The following is a 16,432-nucleotide window of genomic DNA, read 5'->3' on the forward strand; positions in this document are numbered from 1 at the left end:
TATTTTAATGATGACCTTTTCTTCCATCCTGATCGGCGATGAGTCCCTACTCGTCCAGTGCGGAGAAATCCTTCGCGACCGCAATCACACAATCGGCGCTGTTGTCACGCGTTCGCCTGCAATTGCAGATTGGGCACGCAATCAAGGTATTCGAACAGAAGAACCGGGGCGCGATCTGGCACAGCGCCTGTCAGGCCTCTCGGTAGACTGGCTTTTCAGTATAGCGAACCTGTCGCTGATCCCGCAGGACGTGCTTGCATTGCCAAGCAAGGGGGCGGTCAATTTCCATGATGGTCCCTTGCCCGCATATGCGGGACTGAATGTTCCGGTATGGGCGCTGCTCAATGGTGAAACACAGCATGGCATCACGTGGCACATGATCACTGCCGGCGTCGACCGCGGCGACGTGGTGATGCGCAATTCGTTTGGAATTGAACCCGACGAAACCGCTTTCAGTCTCAATGCAAAATGCTTTGCTGCCGCAATCGAAAGCTTTACGCCACTTGTCGAAGCCATCGAAACAGACAGCTTGGCGCCAGAAGTGCAGGACTTCACAAATCGGACGGTTTACGCGCGTGCTGACAGGCCCGCAGGCGCTGGCCGCGTCGATTTCAACTGGCCGGCTCAAAAGATCGCGCAGATGGTCCGCGCGCTGGATCATGGGACCTATCGAAACCCGCTGACGACAGCCAAAGTCGATCTGGGCACACGTATCGCAAGTATCGGCTCTGCCAAGGTTGAAACGATTGATGTCGCCACCCCCGGCACCGTTGTGTCAGTCCATAGCGACGCAATTGTTGTCGCGACGGTCGACGGAGGCATCGCATTGTCGGGCTTTTCTGACTCGTCTGGTACACCAATTCCCCTGTCCGATGTTGCCAAACCAGGCGATATTCTTCCAACGCTGGACGACGTGGACATCTTGACCAATGCCTTGGCACAAGCAGCATCAGATGAAGCGCGCGTGTCTCAGTTGCTCACAGATCCCTTGCCGTCATCAACTGGGCTTGCAGGTGTAGCCACGCCGCAGCAGGTCGTCGCGCATTTACAAATCAAACTTGCCCACACACCGGAAACAGCACAGCTTGCCGGTCTCGTAGCCGCCGCTGCGCTGAACAGCACAGCAGAGGATGCCATAGACATCGCTTATGCAACTGATCCCGCACCCTGCCCTGCAGGGTATCTGAGCGATTGGGTGCCATTGCGCCTGAAAGCTGGTGGAGATGTTACGTTTGCCACTCTGACCCAGAAAACGGCGGCTCAACTTGAACGCACCCGGGCTCATCCCGCCTTTCCTCTCGACATCGTTGTCCGCGATCCAGGCATCAGTGCAATCACGTCACCGGAACTTGGCCTGAGTGAAGCAAGCAAGGGTAACCTTATTGTCGGAACTGCGCTGACGGTTCACATTTCGGATGGCGGCATGTCGCTGTTTTATGACAGCACTCGGGTGGATGCTGAAACTGCTCAGCTCTTCGCTGGCCGAATTGAAACAATCGCTGCCGCAGTTACGCAGGACGGCGAGATCGCCGTTGCTTCCATCCAAACGCTTTCGGGGCATGAACGGGAGTTGGTGACCCACGGCTGGAACCAAACCGACGCAGATTATGATCGCGGCCTGACGATGCATGCCGCCTTCGAAGCGCAAGTGGCGCGCACACCTGACGCCACGGCCCTTGTCTTTGATGACAAGAGTATGACCTACGCCGCTCTGGATGCGCGCGCGAACCAGTTGGCGCAGGTTCTGTGTGACATGGGCGCAGGTCCCGGGACATTTGTAGGATTGCACCTTGATCGTTCCATTGAGCTTGTCGTTGCAGGTTTGGCCATTCTGAAATCCGGCGCAGCCTATGTGCCACTTGATCCGGCCTATCCCGCTGACCGTGTTGCGCTGTATGTAGAAGACAGTGGTGCCCGGATTATCGTTACATCTCAAGCGCTGCACGATCAGGTGCCTGCGGGTAGCGCAGAGACCATTTTGATCGACGCCGACCCGCGCATCGACGCTGCACCGTCCAGCTCGGTTGACACGCGCGTTACGGCGAGCGACCCGGCCTATCTGATCTACACTTCGGGTTCGACCGGGCGACCAAAGGGCGTTGTGCTTGAGCATCGCAATGCCGCGAACTTCTTTTGCGGCATGGACGCGCGGGTTCCGCACGAAGCATCCAGCACATGGCTGGCGGTCACAAGCCTCAGCTTCGACATCTCTGTTCTCGAACTGTTTTACACACTTGCCCGTGGCTTCAAGGTTGTCATCGCCAGTGATGAGGCCCGCCTGACACCTTCGGACGGGACTACACGTTCTGAAAACGGCATGGATTTCAGCCTGTTCTACTGGGGCAATGACGATGGCGTTGGGCCCAAGAAATACGAGCTCCTGCTTGAAGGCGCCAAATTTGCAGATGAACACGGCTTCTGCGCCGTCTGGACGCCGGAACGGCACTTTGCCGCGTTCGGTGGCCCCTACCCCAACCCATCCGTCACCGGTGCAGCCGTTGCAGCCGTGACTAAAAACATTGGGGTCCGCGCAGGCAGCTGCGTTGCACCGCTGCACCATACAGCACGCATCGCGGAAGAATGGGCTGTGATCGACAACCTGTCCAACGGTCGCGCGGGCTTGGCCATCGCATCCGGCTGGCAGCCGGACGACTTCCTGCTGCGCCCAGAAAACATGCCCCCCAACAACAAGCCCGCCATGCTGGAAGCCATCGAAACCCTCCGTAAGCTCTGGCGCGGCGAGCCTGTGGCATTCGATCGCCCGCTCGGCGGCACCATCGACATCGTTACCCAACCACGTCCTGTGTCCAAGGAAGTACCCATCTGGGTCACAACCGCTGGCAACCCTGAAACATGGAAGGAAGCCGGTCGGATCGGTGCGAACGTTCTTACGCACCTGCTGGGCCAAAGCATCGAAGAGGTCGCAGACAAGATCAAAATCTACCACGCGGCGCTCCGCGAGGTTGGCCGCAATCCCGCAGACCATACCGTCACGTTGATGCTGCACACGTTCCTCACGGATGATCGCGAAGTTGCACGTGAAATTGCCCGCGAGCCGATGAAGGACTACCTGCGCAGTGCGGCCGCCTTGATCAAACAATATGCCTGGGCTTTTCCGGCGTTCAAGAAGCCGCAAGGTGTTTCCAACCCCATGGAAATCGATCTTGGGTCGATGGACGAGGAGGAAATGGACGCCATCCTTGAGTTCGCCTTCCGCCGGTACTTTGAAGACTCGGGTCTGTTCGGGACGGTCGAAGACGCCGTACAGCGGGTCGAGGAGCTGAAGCAGATCGGCGTGAACGAAATCGCCTGCCTGATCGACTACGGCATTTCGGTTCCTCAAGTGATGGAGGGGCTGAAACCACTGGCCAGAGTTCTGGAACAAACCAACGTCGGAGCCGAAATCGACGAAGCAGACTTCTCGCTTGCCGCGCAGATCCGTCGCCACAAGGTCACCCATCTGCAATGCACGCCATCCATGGCGCGTTTGCTTTTGGCCGATCCGGGGGCCCGGATGGCACTGGGACGTGTCGAAAACATCATGATTGGTGGCGAAGCGTTGAGCGGAAAGCTGGCGCGTGAACTGTCGGACATCAATGGCAGACCAATTCAGAACATGTACGGGCCGACGGAAACCACAATCTGGTCGTCGACTGAAATGACCAAAGGCGACGAAGCAACCGTCAATATCGGTTTGCCGATCGCCAATACGCAATTCTATGTGCTTGATGCACAGGAACGGCCCGTGCCGATCGGTGTTCCGGGTGAGTTGTATATCGGCGGCGACGGCGTTGCGCGTGAGTACTGGCAACGTCCCGACCTGACGGCCGAACGGTTCCGCCCAGATCCTTTCGCCAAGGCCGAAGGTGCCCGAATGTATCGCACCGGGGATCTTGTGAAATGGCGTCCGGATGGCCGTGTGGATTTCCTGGGCCGAGCCGACAACCAGCTCAAGATACGCGGATACCGTATCGAGTTGGGAGAGATTGAAGCGCTTCTTGATGCCCAACCGGGCATCAAGCAATCCGTGGTTGTCGCCCGAGAAGACAACTCAGGCTCGGTTCAGTTGGTCGCATACCTTGTTGCCGAGGGTCGCATCGCCATACCCGCGTTGCGGAGCGCGCTTTCGGGCAAACTGCCAGAATTCATGGTTCCGGCGCAGTATATGCAGCTTGATACATTCCCCCTGACTCCGAACAAAAAGGTCGATCGCAAGGCCTTGCCGGTACACGTGCAGGCGGAGGCGGAGTCTACTGAAACGGCGGCGCCACAACCAGAGGCCGCACCGTCGGCAGCCCCGATTGGTAACGCTGTTTCGACCCAAGATGTCGAAGAGCAAATTGCCGCCGTTTGGAAGCGGGTCCTTGGAATTCCAAACGTGACAACCAAAGACAATTTCTTTTCGCTTGGAGGCCACTCGCTTTTGGCCGTCCAGGTGCATCGCGAGTTGAAAAGTGTATTGGGCCCGGGAAAGCTGAGTATCACCGACATCTTCCGCTTTCCAACGTTGGGCGCCCTATCCAAGCACATTGCGCCGGAACCAGCTGCCGCGCCCGCATCGCCGGGCACCCCAACCGCTGCAGCAACAAGCGCAGAGCAAGGCACCGCACAAAGCCGTGCCCAGATGCGGGAGAACGCGATGTCGCGTCGTCGCGCGATGCGCGCAAATCGAAAGGCGGGAGCGTGATGACTGAGGAATTGGATATCGCAGTTCTTGGTCAGCTCACCCGGGACCTGGTTGGTTCAGAAGTGTCAGTGGGCTACTCCGAACCGCAGCGCGGGAAAGAGGCGGACCTGATGGCCCCGGAACGCACGAGCATTGCCGGAATGGTGCCCAAACGTCTCCGCGAGTTTGCTGCCGGTCGCGCGGCCGTGCGCATGGCTGCCTTGGCACATGGCGACCAACCCTTTCCTCTGCCCATGGGGGCCGACCGTGCACCTCAATGGCCTGATGGGGTGATTGGCAGCATCGCACACACTGACAAAGCGTGTCTGGCCATTGTCAGCAGAGGCAAAAGCCTTGCGTCAATCGGCATTGATCTTGAACACGAACGTAGCCTGCCGCCAGCAGTGGCCGATGCAATTTCATGCCGCGCCGACCGTTGCAAAGGCCATACGGCCCAGCAGGAGCTGGGTGACCGGTATGACAGCGTTCTCTTTTCTGCCAAGGAAGCCGCTTACAAGTGTCAGTACCCTTTGTCGGGTACATTGATCGGCTTTGATGCGATGTCGATCCGGCTGTCCCCCGAGGATGGAACCTTTGTCGCCCAATTTGAGCAATCAGTTGGCGCATTTGATGCAGGTATGACCTTCAATGGTCGCTTTGCCTTTTGCGGTGGTCACGTTGTTACCACCGCTTGGATCACGAGCGCAGAATGGCTCGCTATCTCAGAGCATGGCTCAGGCATCGCCTATGGCTAGCCGCAGGCGCATGGTTGCTGTTCCGCTTGCGCTTCTGGGTCTCGCGGCTTTGGGGTCGGCGGCCTATCTGTGGCGGTCAGCCACGCCGCCTGTGGCGCCACCACCCGGCCTGACCGCTTCCGAAATGCAGACGCTGTATGCAGCGCCCCCCACTCCGCTAACAGGTCAGGTTCGGGGTTTTCATATTGGCCACAGTCTGGTGGCACGAGACATGCCATCCATGCTTGCCCAACTTGCCGGTGGGGACTACGCCTATGAAAGCCAGCTGGGATGGGGAACGCCTTTGCGTGCCCATTGGGATCCGAAGGAAAAGATCAATGGCTTTGACGCGGAAAACGATCATCCCCTGTATCGTGACGCTCATGAGGCCGTTGACAGCGGGGACTACGACGCCCTGATCCTGACCGAGATGGTCGAGATACGTGAGGCCATCATGTACTTCCAAAGCTGGGAATACCTGCAAAAGTGGACGAACCGCGCGCGTGAGGCAAAGCCTGACGTCAGAATTTTCTTCTATGAAACATGGTCAAACACGGACGACCCAGAGGGATGGCTAAATCGCCTTGACCTGGACCTCAACCGCTACTGGCTCGACGGTATCTTGCGTCCTGCCCTCGCAGAAAGTGATGCCCAAGGCGCGATCCATGTGATCCCCGGTGGGCAGGTGATGGCGGCATTCCTGCGCGCGGTTGGGGCGACGAGTGGGTTGCCTGACGTTTCAGATGTCAATGACCTGATGACCGACACCATCCACTTCAACGATCTGGGCGCATATCTGATGGCCCTCACCCACTACGCCGTCATCTTCGGCCGCTCGCCAGAAGGCTTGCCGCATACTCTCAACCGAAGCGACGGAACACCTGCAACTGCACCAAGCGCGGAAACCGCCGCGTTGATGCAGAAAGTTGTCTGGGAGGTTGTCACCTCAACCCCACTAACCGGTGTCGTTGGCACCGACACAACTCCATTGGTCTTGAGCGAAGGGAAGGTTTCGCAATGAGCTTGAAAGACATCGCACTCGATATCCTTTTCATTGGGCACTCCCTTGTCGGCCCGACGATGCCCGACATGCTGGAAAACGCCGTATCCGCCATGGGCGGCACCGGTCAGGTGGAAGCGCAGATCATCAACGGTGCACCACTGGGTTACAACTGGGAACATGGCGCAGGCGCTGAAGGCGTGAATGCGAGGGCGGTTCTACCCTCCGGTGACTTCGAGGTTCTGGTCGTAACCGAAGGATTGCCGCTGGCGCCAGTGTCGGATTTCTGGCGCACGGCTGATGTGACCTATGACTACTATCAGGTTGCCACTGCCTCAAACCCATCCACGCAGGTGTTCATCTACGAAACCTGGCATAGTATCCTCAGCGGAACGGGCGCCACTATTGACGATGACCCCGGTCAGAACATCCCCTGGCGGACGCGGATCAATGACGATCTGCAAGTCTGGCAAGGGTTTGTCAGCGATGTAAATGCGCGCTTGGCACCCAACGCTCCCCCGGTACGTCTTATCCCCGCGGGTCAGGCGATGGGTCTGTTGAACGACCGCATCAAGGCGGGTCAGGTTCCGGGGTTGTCGGACATTTCGGACATTTTCACCGACGACATCCATCCAAACGGAATCGGAAACTACTTTGTGACCATGGTGATGTACGCGGCCATCTACGGCGCCGACCCGGATCCTCTGCCTCCAAGGCTCGGCGGGCAACCGGCCCCGTCCCCAGCATTGGCTGATGCTTTGCAAGAGATTGCCTGGGAAGCCGTGCGGGAAACCCCCGGCACGGGGCTGAATTAGGCACACCCCCATGGCGACGATTATCATCCCTGCTAACAACGAAGAAGCCTATCTCGGGGCATGCTTGGACGCCTTGCTGGCATCCGATCCTACGCCTGACGTGGTGTGCGTAATTGTTGCTGCCAACGCCTGCACAGATGACACCGTGACGCTTGCCCAATCCCGCTCGACCGATTTCCAGAAAAAGGGATGGGTTCTGCATGTGCTTGACCTGGCTCAACCCGGCAAGCTGAATGCCTTGAACGTGGCTGATGCACGCGCCGCCGACGGCCCGAGAATCTATCTGGACGCTGATGTCATCGTGACACCGCCGCTTCTGGCGCAACTTCTGGAAAAACTCGACCGATCCGACCCGACCTATGCCAGCGGAACACTTCGGATCAAACCAACCGGCGGGCTTGTTTGGCATGCCTACGCACGGTTCTGGGCCTCAGTTCCGTTCATGAGCCAGGGCGTTCCAGGCTGCGGATTGTTTGCCGTAAATGAAGCTGGACGGTCCAAGTGGGGACTGTTTCCCGACATCATCTCGGACGATACTTATGTCCGTCTCCTGTTCAAACCCGAAGAACGGCATAGCGTCGAGGCCAGCTACGACTGGCCGATCGTTTCAGGCTTCAAACGACTGGTAAAGGTGCGGCGCAGGCAGGACCGCGGTGTCGCTGAGATAGAAGAACGCTACCCCGAGCTGCTCGATAACGACGACAAGTTGCCGATGGGGACGACGGGGCTGTTGCAGCGTTTCCTGCGTAACCCGCTTGGTTTCATGGCGTATTGTTCCGTGGCATTGGCAGTACGTTACATGCCCGCGGCCGCAGAAACGGAGTGGGCGCGAGGACGTTAAACAGGGACCAGATTATTCCAACCACACAGCGCCGCATAGCGTGCAGGATCTGCGTCAGTGGGTTGTGCCATTGCTTGCCGCCACTTGCGGGACCGGATGTTGCCCAAACGGGATTTGTAAAGATGCAGACCATGACGCGAAATCTTGGTGATCGGAGTGCGCAGCGGGAGCGCGTCGCGCCACTTGCGCTGCATGAAGCCATACGCCTCGGAATAGTCATCTCCAAGCTGGTCGTGGTACCCGTCGTTATGCACCAAGGGCAAGGCCGCTGCATAAGCGGCTCTGTTCGCTTGGCGCGCAGACGCCACGATATCCGTGCCGTACAGGTGAAAGTTGGGCAATCCGGGATCAAAGCGAAGCCCGCTGTCACGACGCAGGATAATGACAAGTTCATCATAGGACTGCACGGGTTGCGGCGTTTCTGGCACCGACCCGACGATACGCCCCAAGGATGTCGACCAGACAGGGCCATATTCCGCCCCGGTCAGGCCAATGCCAAACGCGCCCAGCACGGCCCAGTTGGGATCAATGGCATCCACTTCGGCAATTCGTTGCCGCAACAATTCATCCCAGCCATGCGGAAAGTAAACGTCGTGGTGAGCAAAGATGACAATCGAAGCAGTCGTGTTGTCCAACGCAGTGTTGTACGCAATCGACGCGGAGGGTGCATCACGCACAATTTCGGTTCCAACGATACCGTCCTTGATCATAGGCGAGCGCAGAAGGTTGTCATTCAAGATCGTGTCGTTGTTCGTTGCGACAGCAACAATGAAGTCGTGGTCAGAAGTTGTTTTTTTGATCATAAGTCTAGTCTAAAATATTGTTACTCTTGCGCACGGACACAGCGCTCGTCCAAGACTATTAACGGCTCAAACGCACGAAAGATACGCGTAAAGCATCGGCGCATCTCAACCGGATTGGTATATTCATGAGGTTATCGCTCAGGTTTCTGCGCGGACAGGAAGTGTTCGCGCGCGTGGTGCAAAGCTCCGCTCTCACCGCATCAAGCTATGCGATCACGCAAGCCTTGCGATTAGGCTCCAACCTTATTCTGACGCGGCTCCTGTTTCCGGAAGCGTTTGGACTGATGGCACTCGTGTCTGTCTTTCTGGTCGGTCTGCAGATGTTTTCGGATGTCGGGCTGGGACCGGCCATTGCCCAGAACAAACGCGGCGACGATCCGCTGTTCCTCGATACAGCTTGGACGATCCAAATTGTGCGCGGCGTACTGCTTTGGATTTGCACCTGTTTGCTCGCCCTGCCCGCTGCGGCCTTTTTCGATGAACCGTCACTTGGGTACATTCTGCCCGTTGCGGGGCTTACTCTTTTGATCGCTGGGTTCAACCCCACTCGCATTGAAACCGCCTACCGGCATCTTCAGATCAAACGGGTCATCGCACTTGATCTGACAGCGCAAATCATTGGGATGGTCTGCATCGTTGGACTGGCTTGGTACATGCGTTCCGTATGGGCGCTTGTTCTCGGTGCGATCGTCGGCAGTATGGCCAAACTTGTTTTGATGTACATTTGGCTGCCCGGCGAAAACAATCGCCTGCGGTGGGAACGATCCGCGGGCCACGACCTGATTCACTTTGGGAAATGGATATTTTTCAGCACGGCGTGCGGGTTCCTGCTGGCGCAAGGGGACAAGGCCATTTTGGGCAAGTATCTGCCCCTGGACGCATTGGGCATCTACAATATTGGGTTCTTCCTCGCATCCTTCCCTGTGCTTCTCGTGGATATGATCGTCGCGCGCGTGCTTATCCCGCTTTATCGTGAAGCACCGCCCGCCGAGTCTGTCGAAAACTATAACCGTGTCAGAAAGATGCGTTTTGGCCTGACGGGCGTCGCCCTCAGCGGCATCCTGCTCTTTGCATTTTCCGGCGTCTCCCTGGTCAATTTCCTGTATGATGATCGCTATGCAGCCGCCGGTGCAATTGTCGTCGTCATAGCTTCCGTGCAAGCGATCATGGTGATTGGAAAGACATATGATCAGGCCGCGCTCGCAGCCGGCGATTCAAGGGTATTCTTCTACCTGCAACTTGCCCGCGCCATCATCCAGACAACGCTGTTTTTGATTGGTGCAGAATATGGTGGATTGCTTGGTGCCTTGGCGGGTTTGGCCATCGCCTACACTCTCATACACCCGATGATCATTGTGATCGCACGACGATTTGGCGTTTGGGACCCGTTGCACGATTTAGTTTATTTTTTGATTGGTCTCAGCCTAGGAGCACTGGCGATCTGGCTGCATCTCGACGAGGTTTTAACTCTCGCCCTGCTTTCCGCCGACGGCTAGAACACCGGCAACTGCTTTGGACACGGCCTGACTGCTTAGAAAGCTCCAGAGGGCAATCAATGTCATACCGATCATGCCACCCAAGCAATACGACGCAAAGGTTGCGAGTATCCCCCACTCGAAAAAAATTGAGGCAGAGGCCGCAGCAAAGGAGCACACAAAACCGGCGACCAAATACAGCGCAATCATGTCCACCCCCGTGATTCAACGTAAGCTAGAAGTTTTATACTTCCACTACCGCATAATTGGTACCACTTTTCTTTGTGTCCACAACAAATCTCGCGCTAGGCGAGTGTCTGCCGAGAAAACTCCGTAAAATTACGTACCTTTCGCTCAAATGAGGGCAAGGACACACATGCGGAAAGCATGACTTGGCGGCAAGAGAGCTGTTTTCGTCGCAGACCGAAACCTAAACGCCACATCACGTTTGCATTCAGCACCAACTGAAATCGCACATCTTCTTTGCATCCAACTCACAGCAAGGCGTTCCACAACCGCGACAAATGCCGAACCCAAAGCCTACGCCAAAGATGGCAGCCACAGTACAATAGCCGGGAATGCGACCAACAACGCGATTGTAATGGCGTCAGCAATAAAGAAAGGCGTGACGCCCTTGAATACGTCCTGCACGCTCAGGTCATCCCGCACACCAGCCACGACAAAGCAGTTCAGGCCAATGGGGGGCGTGATCAAACAGAATTCGGCCATCTTGACCACCAGAATACCGAACCAGATTGCACACATCGGTCCGGACATACCAAAGGTGCTGTCCTCTGCACTCACGAATTCACCACCGTTCAATGCCATCACCGCAGGATAGACGACGGGCAAAGTCAAAAGCAGCATTCCGATGGCGTCCATGAACATGCCCAGAACTGCATAGGCCAAAAGGATACAAACCAGAATCAGCATGGGCGACACGGTCAGCGACGTTATCCAGTCCGAGAATGCCCCCGGCAGATCAGCGAAACCCAGGAAGCGAACGTAAATCAAAACGCCCCATATGATGGTGAAGATCATCACCGTCAGCTTGGCCGTCTCGATAAGTGCATCCTTCAATTCGCTCCAGCGCATGCCGCGATAGAGTGCCATCAAAAACACGATGAAGGCGCCAACCGCCCCACCTTCTGTTGGTGTGCCCCACGCATCTCCAAACGGGTTGTAAACAAAGAAGATGATGATCACGACAACAGCCACGATAGGCAGCGCAGGCGGCAGAGCCAGCAAGCGCTCCTTCCATGTGAAGCCGGACACAGGCGGCCCAACGGTTTTGAAAATGACCGCAATACCGATGATCAGAATGGCGTAGACAAAGGCGGAAAATGCGCCGGGGATAAAACCGGCCAACAGCAGCTTGCCGACATCCTGCTCAACGATGATCGCGTAGATCACAAGGATAGCAGACGGCGGGATCAACGACGCCAGCGTGCCACCGGCCGCAACAACACCAGCCGCGAATTGCTTATTATATCCGATCTTGAGCATCTCAGGGATCGCTATGCGGGCAAACACGGCCGCCGTCGCAACCGAGGCTCCGGAGACAGCGGCAAAGCCCGCGGTCGAGAACACGGTAGACACGGCCAAGCCGCCGGGAACCCAGGCAATCCACTTCTTGGCGGCGTCGAAAAGGGCCGTGGTGAGTTTAGCGTAATACGCCAGATACCCGATCAGGATAAAAGTCGGGATCAAGCTCAGCGCATGTGCCGACACCTTGGAATGCGGCACTTGGCCAGCGACCTTGACGCTGATTTCCAGCGCCTTTCCAAAGCGTTCCGGCGCGTAGTCAAAGCCGTTCCAGCGCAACCAGACAAGGCCGACAAAGCCCGCCAGACCAGCTGCAAACGCAACACGCATCCCCAGAAAGACAAGACAAAGCATACCGCCTGTGACCCACAGGCCAATTGTAATCGGGTCCATCAGTCTGCTCCGTCCAGGGCTTCAGCTTCCGCCCGCGCTTGCGCGGCAACACTCTGGATCAAGGGCACCGCGACTGGGCGCTCAAGGTTCAGCCAAAAGGCACGTGCATAGCCAACCGCTTGCAACACCAATCGAGCGCACAGCACCGCAAACGCAATAGGCACAATCAGTTTCGATGGCCAGATCGGCAACGAAATATCGATGGAGCTGTCGCGGCTGCAGAACGGGCGCGCGCAGTCAAAGGACCGGTCGAAATGGGCCCAAGCGCCCCACACCAGCGCAATCATGAGAACAAGGATCAGGAGGACCATGATCAACTCAATCAACCACAGAAGGCGTCGCCGCATGGCTCCGATGATAATGTCCATGCGAATATGCCCGCCGTTTCGCTGGACGTAGGACACTCCCATGATTGCAATCAGGGGCATCAGCATTTCGATCAGGTCGACATATCCCATCAGGGGGGCTTCGAAAAACTCCCGACCAGTGACCGAGTAGGCGGCAAGGAACATGAGGGAAAAAGCGGCCAGGCCGCTCAACAAGGCCATGACCCGCTCAATAGGTAACAGCGCTTTGTCCAAACGGCTGAGTACGCTGGAATCTTCCAGCACTGTGGATGCACCTGCCATCCCTGCCCCCTGTTGTTATGTGCGAGAGGCGGGTCGCTTGACCCGCCTCTTCATGGCTTAGCTGCCACCTTTGGCGTCAGCGAGTGTCTTAACGACCAGGTCATACAGCTCTTGGCCCGGCAGGCCCTGCGCTTCCATGTCTGCGATCCACGCGTCACGGGCCGGATCCGCCGCAATCGACCGGAACTCGGCAATCACCGCTTCGTCGATTTCGACTTTCTGCACACCCTTTTCTTCCAGAACACTGTCCCAACGCTCAAGCAACTCGGCGTAGTTGGACAAATAGTGATCAATCGCCTCGGAAACCGAGCTGTCGAGCGCGGCCTTGTGTTCGTCCGACAGGCTGTCATAGGCGTCGATGTTCACCACCACAGGGCAGTTCACGGTGCCGGGGTTCAGGTTGGCTGTCCACCAGTCCGCCTGGTTGATCGTGCCAAAGGACAGGTGCGCGTGCTGAGCGAATGCCACCGTGTCCACAACGCCGGATTCCATTGCCTGGTAAGCCTCGGTCGCTGTCACAGATGTCGGCACGCCGCCCACGCTTTCAAAGGCTTTGCCCAGACCGCCGGTCGCGCGCACCCGCATACCATCGAAATCAGACAATGTCGTTTTGGGCTCGCCCGTCCCCACCAGATTGTATTGCGGCATCGGCGATGTCATCAGAAGACGCGCGTTCCACTGCTCCATCTCTTCCACGGCAGCAGGGTGTTGATAAACGGCGGTCGCGACAGCCACTTCCTGCTCCAGGTTTTCAACGCCAAGGAACGGCAATTCCAAAACGGTGATCACGCGGTTCTTGTCACGGTGATAGCCTGCGCAGAACTGCGCCATCTCGAACGCGCCGATGGATATGCCATCAAGGTTTTCGCGGTTCTTGGACAAACCACCGTAGCTGATGTTCATGGTGAATTCGCCGTTTGTCTTTTCAGACACCAGCTCGGCCAGTTTTTCGACATGCTCGGTAAAGGCGCGACGCTTGCCCCAAACCGATACGTTCCACTCTGTAGCGGCGGCTTCGAGCGCAAATGTACATGATACAGCGGCAACAATGCCGCCTACTGCGAATTTGTTCATGATGTTTCTCCCTTGATGCGGGACCTGACGGCCCGCTTAGCGTGGAAGCTAGCGTGGCGACCTCGCCATGCCAAGGGGCTGTAAACCGGCCACACGCCAGCTTGATTCTCAAACACCGACCGTCGCTGCAATGCAGCAAGCACTTTATCGCAGCTTCTTAAGTGCGCGGTGCGAGTATGCAGGAGGCCGATCCTTGAAAGACATAAGCAAGGAAAGCCCGTAAATAATTGAAGTTTATAAGTTTTACCACTCACCCTAATCACAACACACGGCCCCGGGCTGACCCATACAACCAACGTCCCATTTATTTCCTTCTGCTCTGCATTGCGTATTATCAGCAATAGAGGGAGGAGGCCGCACGCACGGTCACGTTGCCATCGAAGATGGCGCGGGAATTTTGCGTACCTCCGACAAAGACAGGACGACCCGGAGGAACCATGCCCGACACAAAAACACACGCGCCGCATCCCGATCTGGCCGCCAACGCGCACGTAGACGCAGCGCGCTATGACGAGATGTATGCCGCATCCATCAGCGATCCGGCGGCTTTTTGGGGTGAACATGGAAAACGGGTGGACTGGATGACACCTTACACTCAGGTCAAGGACGTATCCTATGACTTCGGGAACGTGTCGATCAATTGGTATGCTGACGGGACGCTGAATGTCTCCGCCAACTGCATCGACCGGCACCTTGCAACACGGGGCAATCAGACGGCGATCATTTGGGAACCCGACGATCCGAATGATGCGGCTAAACACATCACCTATGCCGAATTGCACGCTGAAACGTGCAAGATGGCCAACGTGCTGAAAGGGCTTGGCGTCAAGAAGGGCGACCGGGTGGTGATCTACATGCCGATGATCCCCGAGGCCGCCTATGCCATGCTCGCTTGCGCACGTATCGGCGCCATCCATTCCATCGTGTTTGCGGGATTCTCACCTGACGCGCTGGCGGCCCGGGTCTCCGGTTGCGATGCCAAGGTGGTCATCACCGCCGACGGGGCGCCGCGCGGCGGGCGCGTGACCAACCTGAAAGACAACGTCAATCAAGCGCTGATCAATGTGATCAATGACACCAAGTGCCTGGTGGTGCAGCGCACGAGCCAGCAAGTTGCATGGCGCGACGGGCTGGATCATTGGCTGCACGAAGAGGCAGCAAACGTCTCGGCAGATTGTCCGCCGGAGGAGATGGGCGCTGAGGACCCGCTGTTCATTCTCTACACCTCGGGCTCGACCGGGCAGCCCAAGGGCGTTGTCCATACAACAGGCGGTTATCTGGTCTACGCCTCCCTGACACACGAGATTACCTTCGACTACAAGGACGGTGAAATCTACTGGTGCACGGCGGATGTGGGTTGGGTGACGGGCCACAGCTATATCGTCTATGGTCCTCTGGCGAACGGCGCCACAACCCTGATGTTCGAAGGCGTACCCACCTACCCTGACGCCAGCCGCTTCTGGCAGGTCTGCGACAAGCACAAGGTGGCACAGTTCTACACCGCTCCAACCGCCATTCGCGCCCTTATGGGCCAAGGCAATGACTACGTGACCAAATGCGATCTGAGCAGCCTTCGAATACTGGGTACGGTTGGCGAACCAATCAATCCCGAAGCGTGGAACTGGTATAATGAAGTGGTCGGCGGCGGACGTTGCCCTATCGTGGACACTTGGTGGCAGACCGAAACGGGTGGCCACCTCATGACGCCTCTGCCCGGCGCCCATGCGACCAAACCAGGCGCAGCGATGAAACCGTTCTTCGGGATCAAGCCCTTGGTTCTTGAACCTACCTCAGGCGATATCATCGAAGGCGATGGCGTCGAGGGAGTGCTTGTGATCGCCGACAGTTGGCCGGGTCAGATGCGCACGGTCTGGGGAGACCATGACCGGTTCGAGAAAACCTATTTCTCCGACTACAAAGGCTATTACTTCACAGGCGACGGATGCCGTCGAGACGAAGACGGTGATTACTGGATCACCGGCCGCGTCGACGACGTGATCAACGTGTCAGGTCACCGTATGGGCACAGCCGAAGTGGAGAGCGCGCTGGTGGCTCATGCCAAGGTGGCTGAGGCAGCCGTGGTCGGCTACCCCCATGACATCAAGGGTCAGGGCATCTATTGCTATGTGACCTTGATGAACAACGAGGAACCGACCGAAGAGTTGCGCAAAGAGCTGCGCACATGGGTTCGGTCGGAAATTGGGCCCATCGCATCCCCAGACCTCATCCAATGGGCGCCCGGACTGCCAAAAACACGTTCAGGCAAGATCATGCGCCGCATCCTCCGCAAGATTGCGGAGGACGATTTTGGTGCATTGGGCGACACATCGACCCTCGCCGATCCGTCGGTGGTTGAGGACCTGATCGAAAACAGAATGAACAAAGGTTAACGCACACGGGGCCGCTTCATGCAGCCCCTCTCAACTTGCTGATCACGCAAAGTTACTTGCATTTTAC

12 protein-coding genes are annotated in these 16,432 nt (G+C 57.2%); 7 read left to right on the forward strand and 5 right to left on the reverse strand.

Features of this window, described 5'->3' with window-relative positions; translation table 11 throughout:
- Nucleotides 1–7: 7 nt before the first annotated feature.
- Genes IE087_RS07920 through IE087_RS07940 form a run of 5 tightly spaced genes read left to right on the forward strand, consistent with a single transcriptional unit; the run spans nt 8 to nt 8,056 of the window.
- Complete coding sequence (locus IE087_RS07920) at nt 8–4,687, forward strand: MupA/Atu3671 family FMN-dependent luciferase-like monooxygenase (protein ID WP_189368768.1); 4,680 nt, start codon at nt 8–10, stop codon at nt 4,685–4,687.
- Complete coding sequence (locus tag IE087_RS07925) at nt 4,687–5,421, forward strand: 4'-phosphopantetheinyl transferase family protein (RefSeq protein ID WP_189368769.1); 735 nt, start codon at nt 4,687–4,689, stop codon at nt 5,419–5,421. Before IE087_RS07920 ends, IE087_RS07925 begins: the two co-directional genes overlap by 1 nt.
- 10 nt (nt 5,422–5,431) lie before the next feature.
- Nucleotides 5,432–6,421, forward strand: a complete 990-nt coding sequence (locus IE087_RS07930; RefSeq protein ID WP_189368770.1) for an SGNH/GDSL hydrolase family protein — start codon at nt 5,432–5,434, stop codon at nt 6,419–6,421.
- A complete protein-coding gene (locus tag IE087_RS07935; RefSeq protein WP_189368771.1) occupies nt 6,418–7,215 on the forward strand; it encodes a hypothetical protein in 798 nt (265 codons plus the stop codon). The genes IE087_RS07930 and IE087_RS07935 overlap by 4 nt, the downstream gene beginning before the upstream one ends.
- A 10-nt stretch (nt 7,216–7,225) precedes the next feature.
- Nucleotides 7,226–8,056, forward strand: coding sequence for a glycosyltransferase family 2 protein (locus IE087_RS07940; protein ID WP_189368772.1), 831 nt, complete (start codon nt 7,226–7,228; stop codon nt 8,054–8,056).
- Here the strand turns inward: IE087_RS07940 and IE087_RS07945 are convergent.
- Nucleotides 8,053–8,859, reverse strand: coding sequence for a hypothetical protein (locus IE087_RS07945; RefSeq protein WP_189368773.1), 807 nt, complete (start codon nt 8,857–8,859; stop codon nt 8,053–8,055). The genes IE087_RS07940 and IE087_RS07945 overlap by 4 nt on opposite strands.
- 125 nt (nt 8,860–8,984) lie before the next feature.
- On the opposite strand from IE087_RS07945, the gene IE087_RS07950 reads away from it, so the two are divergent.
- Nucleotides 8,985–10,355, forward strand: coding sequence for an oligosaccharide flippase family protein (locus IE087_RS07950; RefSeq protein ID WP_189368774.1), 1,371 nt, complete (start codon nt 8,985–8,987; stop codon nt 10,353–10,355).
- On the opposite strand, the gene IE087_RS07955 is transcribed toward IE087_RS07950, so the two are convergent.
- The 4 genes from IE087_RS07955 to IE087_RS07970 form a co-directional block, all read right to left on the reverse strand.
- Nucleotides 10,323–10,544: a hypothetical protein gene (locus IE087_RS07955; protein WP_189368775.1), complete on the reverse strand. Its 222-nt coding sequence runs from the start codon at nt 10,542–10,544 to the stop codon at nt 10,323–10,325. The genes IE087_RS07950 and IE087_RS07955 overlap by 33 nt on opposite strands.
- 330 nt (nt 10,545–10,874) lie before the next feature.
- Entirely contained in the window at nt 10,875–12,272 is a 1,398-nt protein-coding gene (locus IE087_RS07960; RefSeq protein WP_189368776.1) for a TRAP transporter large permease, read from the reverse strand.
- A complete protein-coding gene (locus IE087_RS07965) occupies nt 12,272–12,901 on the reverse strand; it encodes a TRAP transporter small permease subunit (RefSeq protein WP_189368777.1) in 630 nt (209 codons plus the stop codon). Before IE087_RS07965 ends, IE087_RS07960 begins: the two co-directional genes overlap by 1 nt.
- 57 nt (nt 12,902–12,958) lie before the next feature.
- The gene (locus IE087_RS07970) at nt 12,959–13,975 is read right to left on the reverse strand and encodes a C4-dicarboxylate TRAP transporter substrate-binding protein (RefSeq protein WP_189368778.1); all 1,017 of its coding nucleotides are present in this window, start codon (nt 13,973–13,975) and stop codon (nt 12,959–12,961) included.
- Between the two features lie 437 nt (nt 13,976–14,412).
- Between IE087_RS07970 and acs the strand changes: the two genes are divergently transcribed.
- Nucleotides 14,413–16,365 (forward strand): acetate--CoA ligase, encoded by a 1,953-nt coding sequence (gene acs, locus IE087_RS07975; RefSeq protein WP_189368779.1) that lies wholly within the window; start codon nt 14,413–14,415, stop codon nt 16,363–16,365.
- Nucleotides 16,366–16,432 lie beyond the last annotated feature (67 nt).

The organism is Tateyamaria omphalii (assembly GCF_014651375.1).
In the GTDB taxonomy this organism is placed as follows: domain Bacteria; phylum Pseudomonadota; class Alphaproteobacteria; order Rhodobacterales; family Rhodobacteraceae; genus Tateyamaria; species Tateyamaria omphalii.

Bases quoted from the DNA above. Each gene is read 5' to 3' on its own strand.
- IE087_RS07930 (WP_189368770.1), top strand. From the start codon at position 5,432: ATGGTTGCTGTTCCGCTTGCGCTTCTGGGTCTCGCGGCTTTGGGGTCG.
- IE087_RS07940 (WP_189368772.1), top strand. From the start codon at position 7,226: ATGGCGACGATTATCATCCCTGCTAACAACGAAGAAGCCTATCTCGGG.
- IE087_RS07920 (WP_189368768.1), top strand. From the start codon at position 8: ATGATGACCTTTTCTTCCATCCTGATCGGCGATGAGTCCCTACTCGTC.
- IE087_RS07970 (WP_189368778.1), bottom strand. From the start codon at position 13,975: ATGAACAAATTCGCAGTAGGCGGCATTGTTGCCGCTGTATCATGTACA.
- acs (WP_189368779.1), top strand. From the start codon at position 14,413: ATGCCCGACACAAAAACACACGCGCCGCATCCCGATCTGGCCGCCAAC.
- IE087_RS07965 (WP_189368777.1), bottom strand. From the start codon at position 12,901: ATGGCAGGTGCATCCACAGTGCTGGAAGATTCCAGCGTACTCAGCCGT.
- IE087_RS07950 (WP_189368774.1), top strand. From the start codon at position 8,985: ATGAGGTTATCGCTCAGGTTTCTGCGCGGACAGGAAGTGTTCGCGCGC.
- IE087_RS07935 (WP_189368771.1), top strand. From the start codon at position 6,418: ATGAGCTTGAAAGACATCGCACTCGATATCCTTTTCATTGGGCACTCC.
- IE087_RS07945 (WP_189368773.1), bottom strand. From the start codon at position 8,859: ATGATCAAAAAAACAACTTCTGACCACGACTTCATTGTTGCTGTCGCA.
- IE087_RS07960 (WP_189368776.1), bottom strand. From the start codon at position 12,272: ATGGACCCGATTACAATTGGCCTGTGGGTCACAGGCGGTATGCTTTGT.
- IE087_RS07925 (WP_189368769.1), top strand. From the start codon at position 4,687: ATGACTGAGGAATTGGATATCGCAGTTCTTGGTCAGCTCACCCGGGAC.
- IE087_RS07955 (WP_189368775.1), bottom strand. From the start codon at position 10,544: ATGATTGCGCTGTATTTGGTCGCCGGTTTTGTGTGCTCCTTTGCTGCG.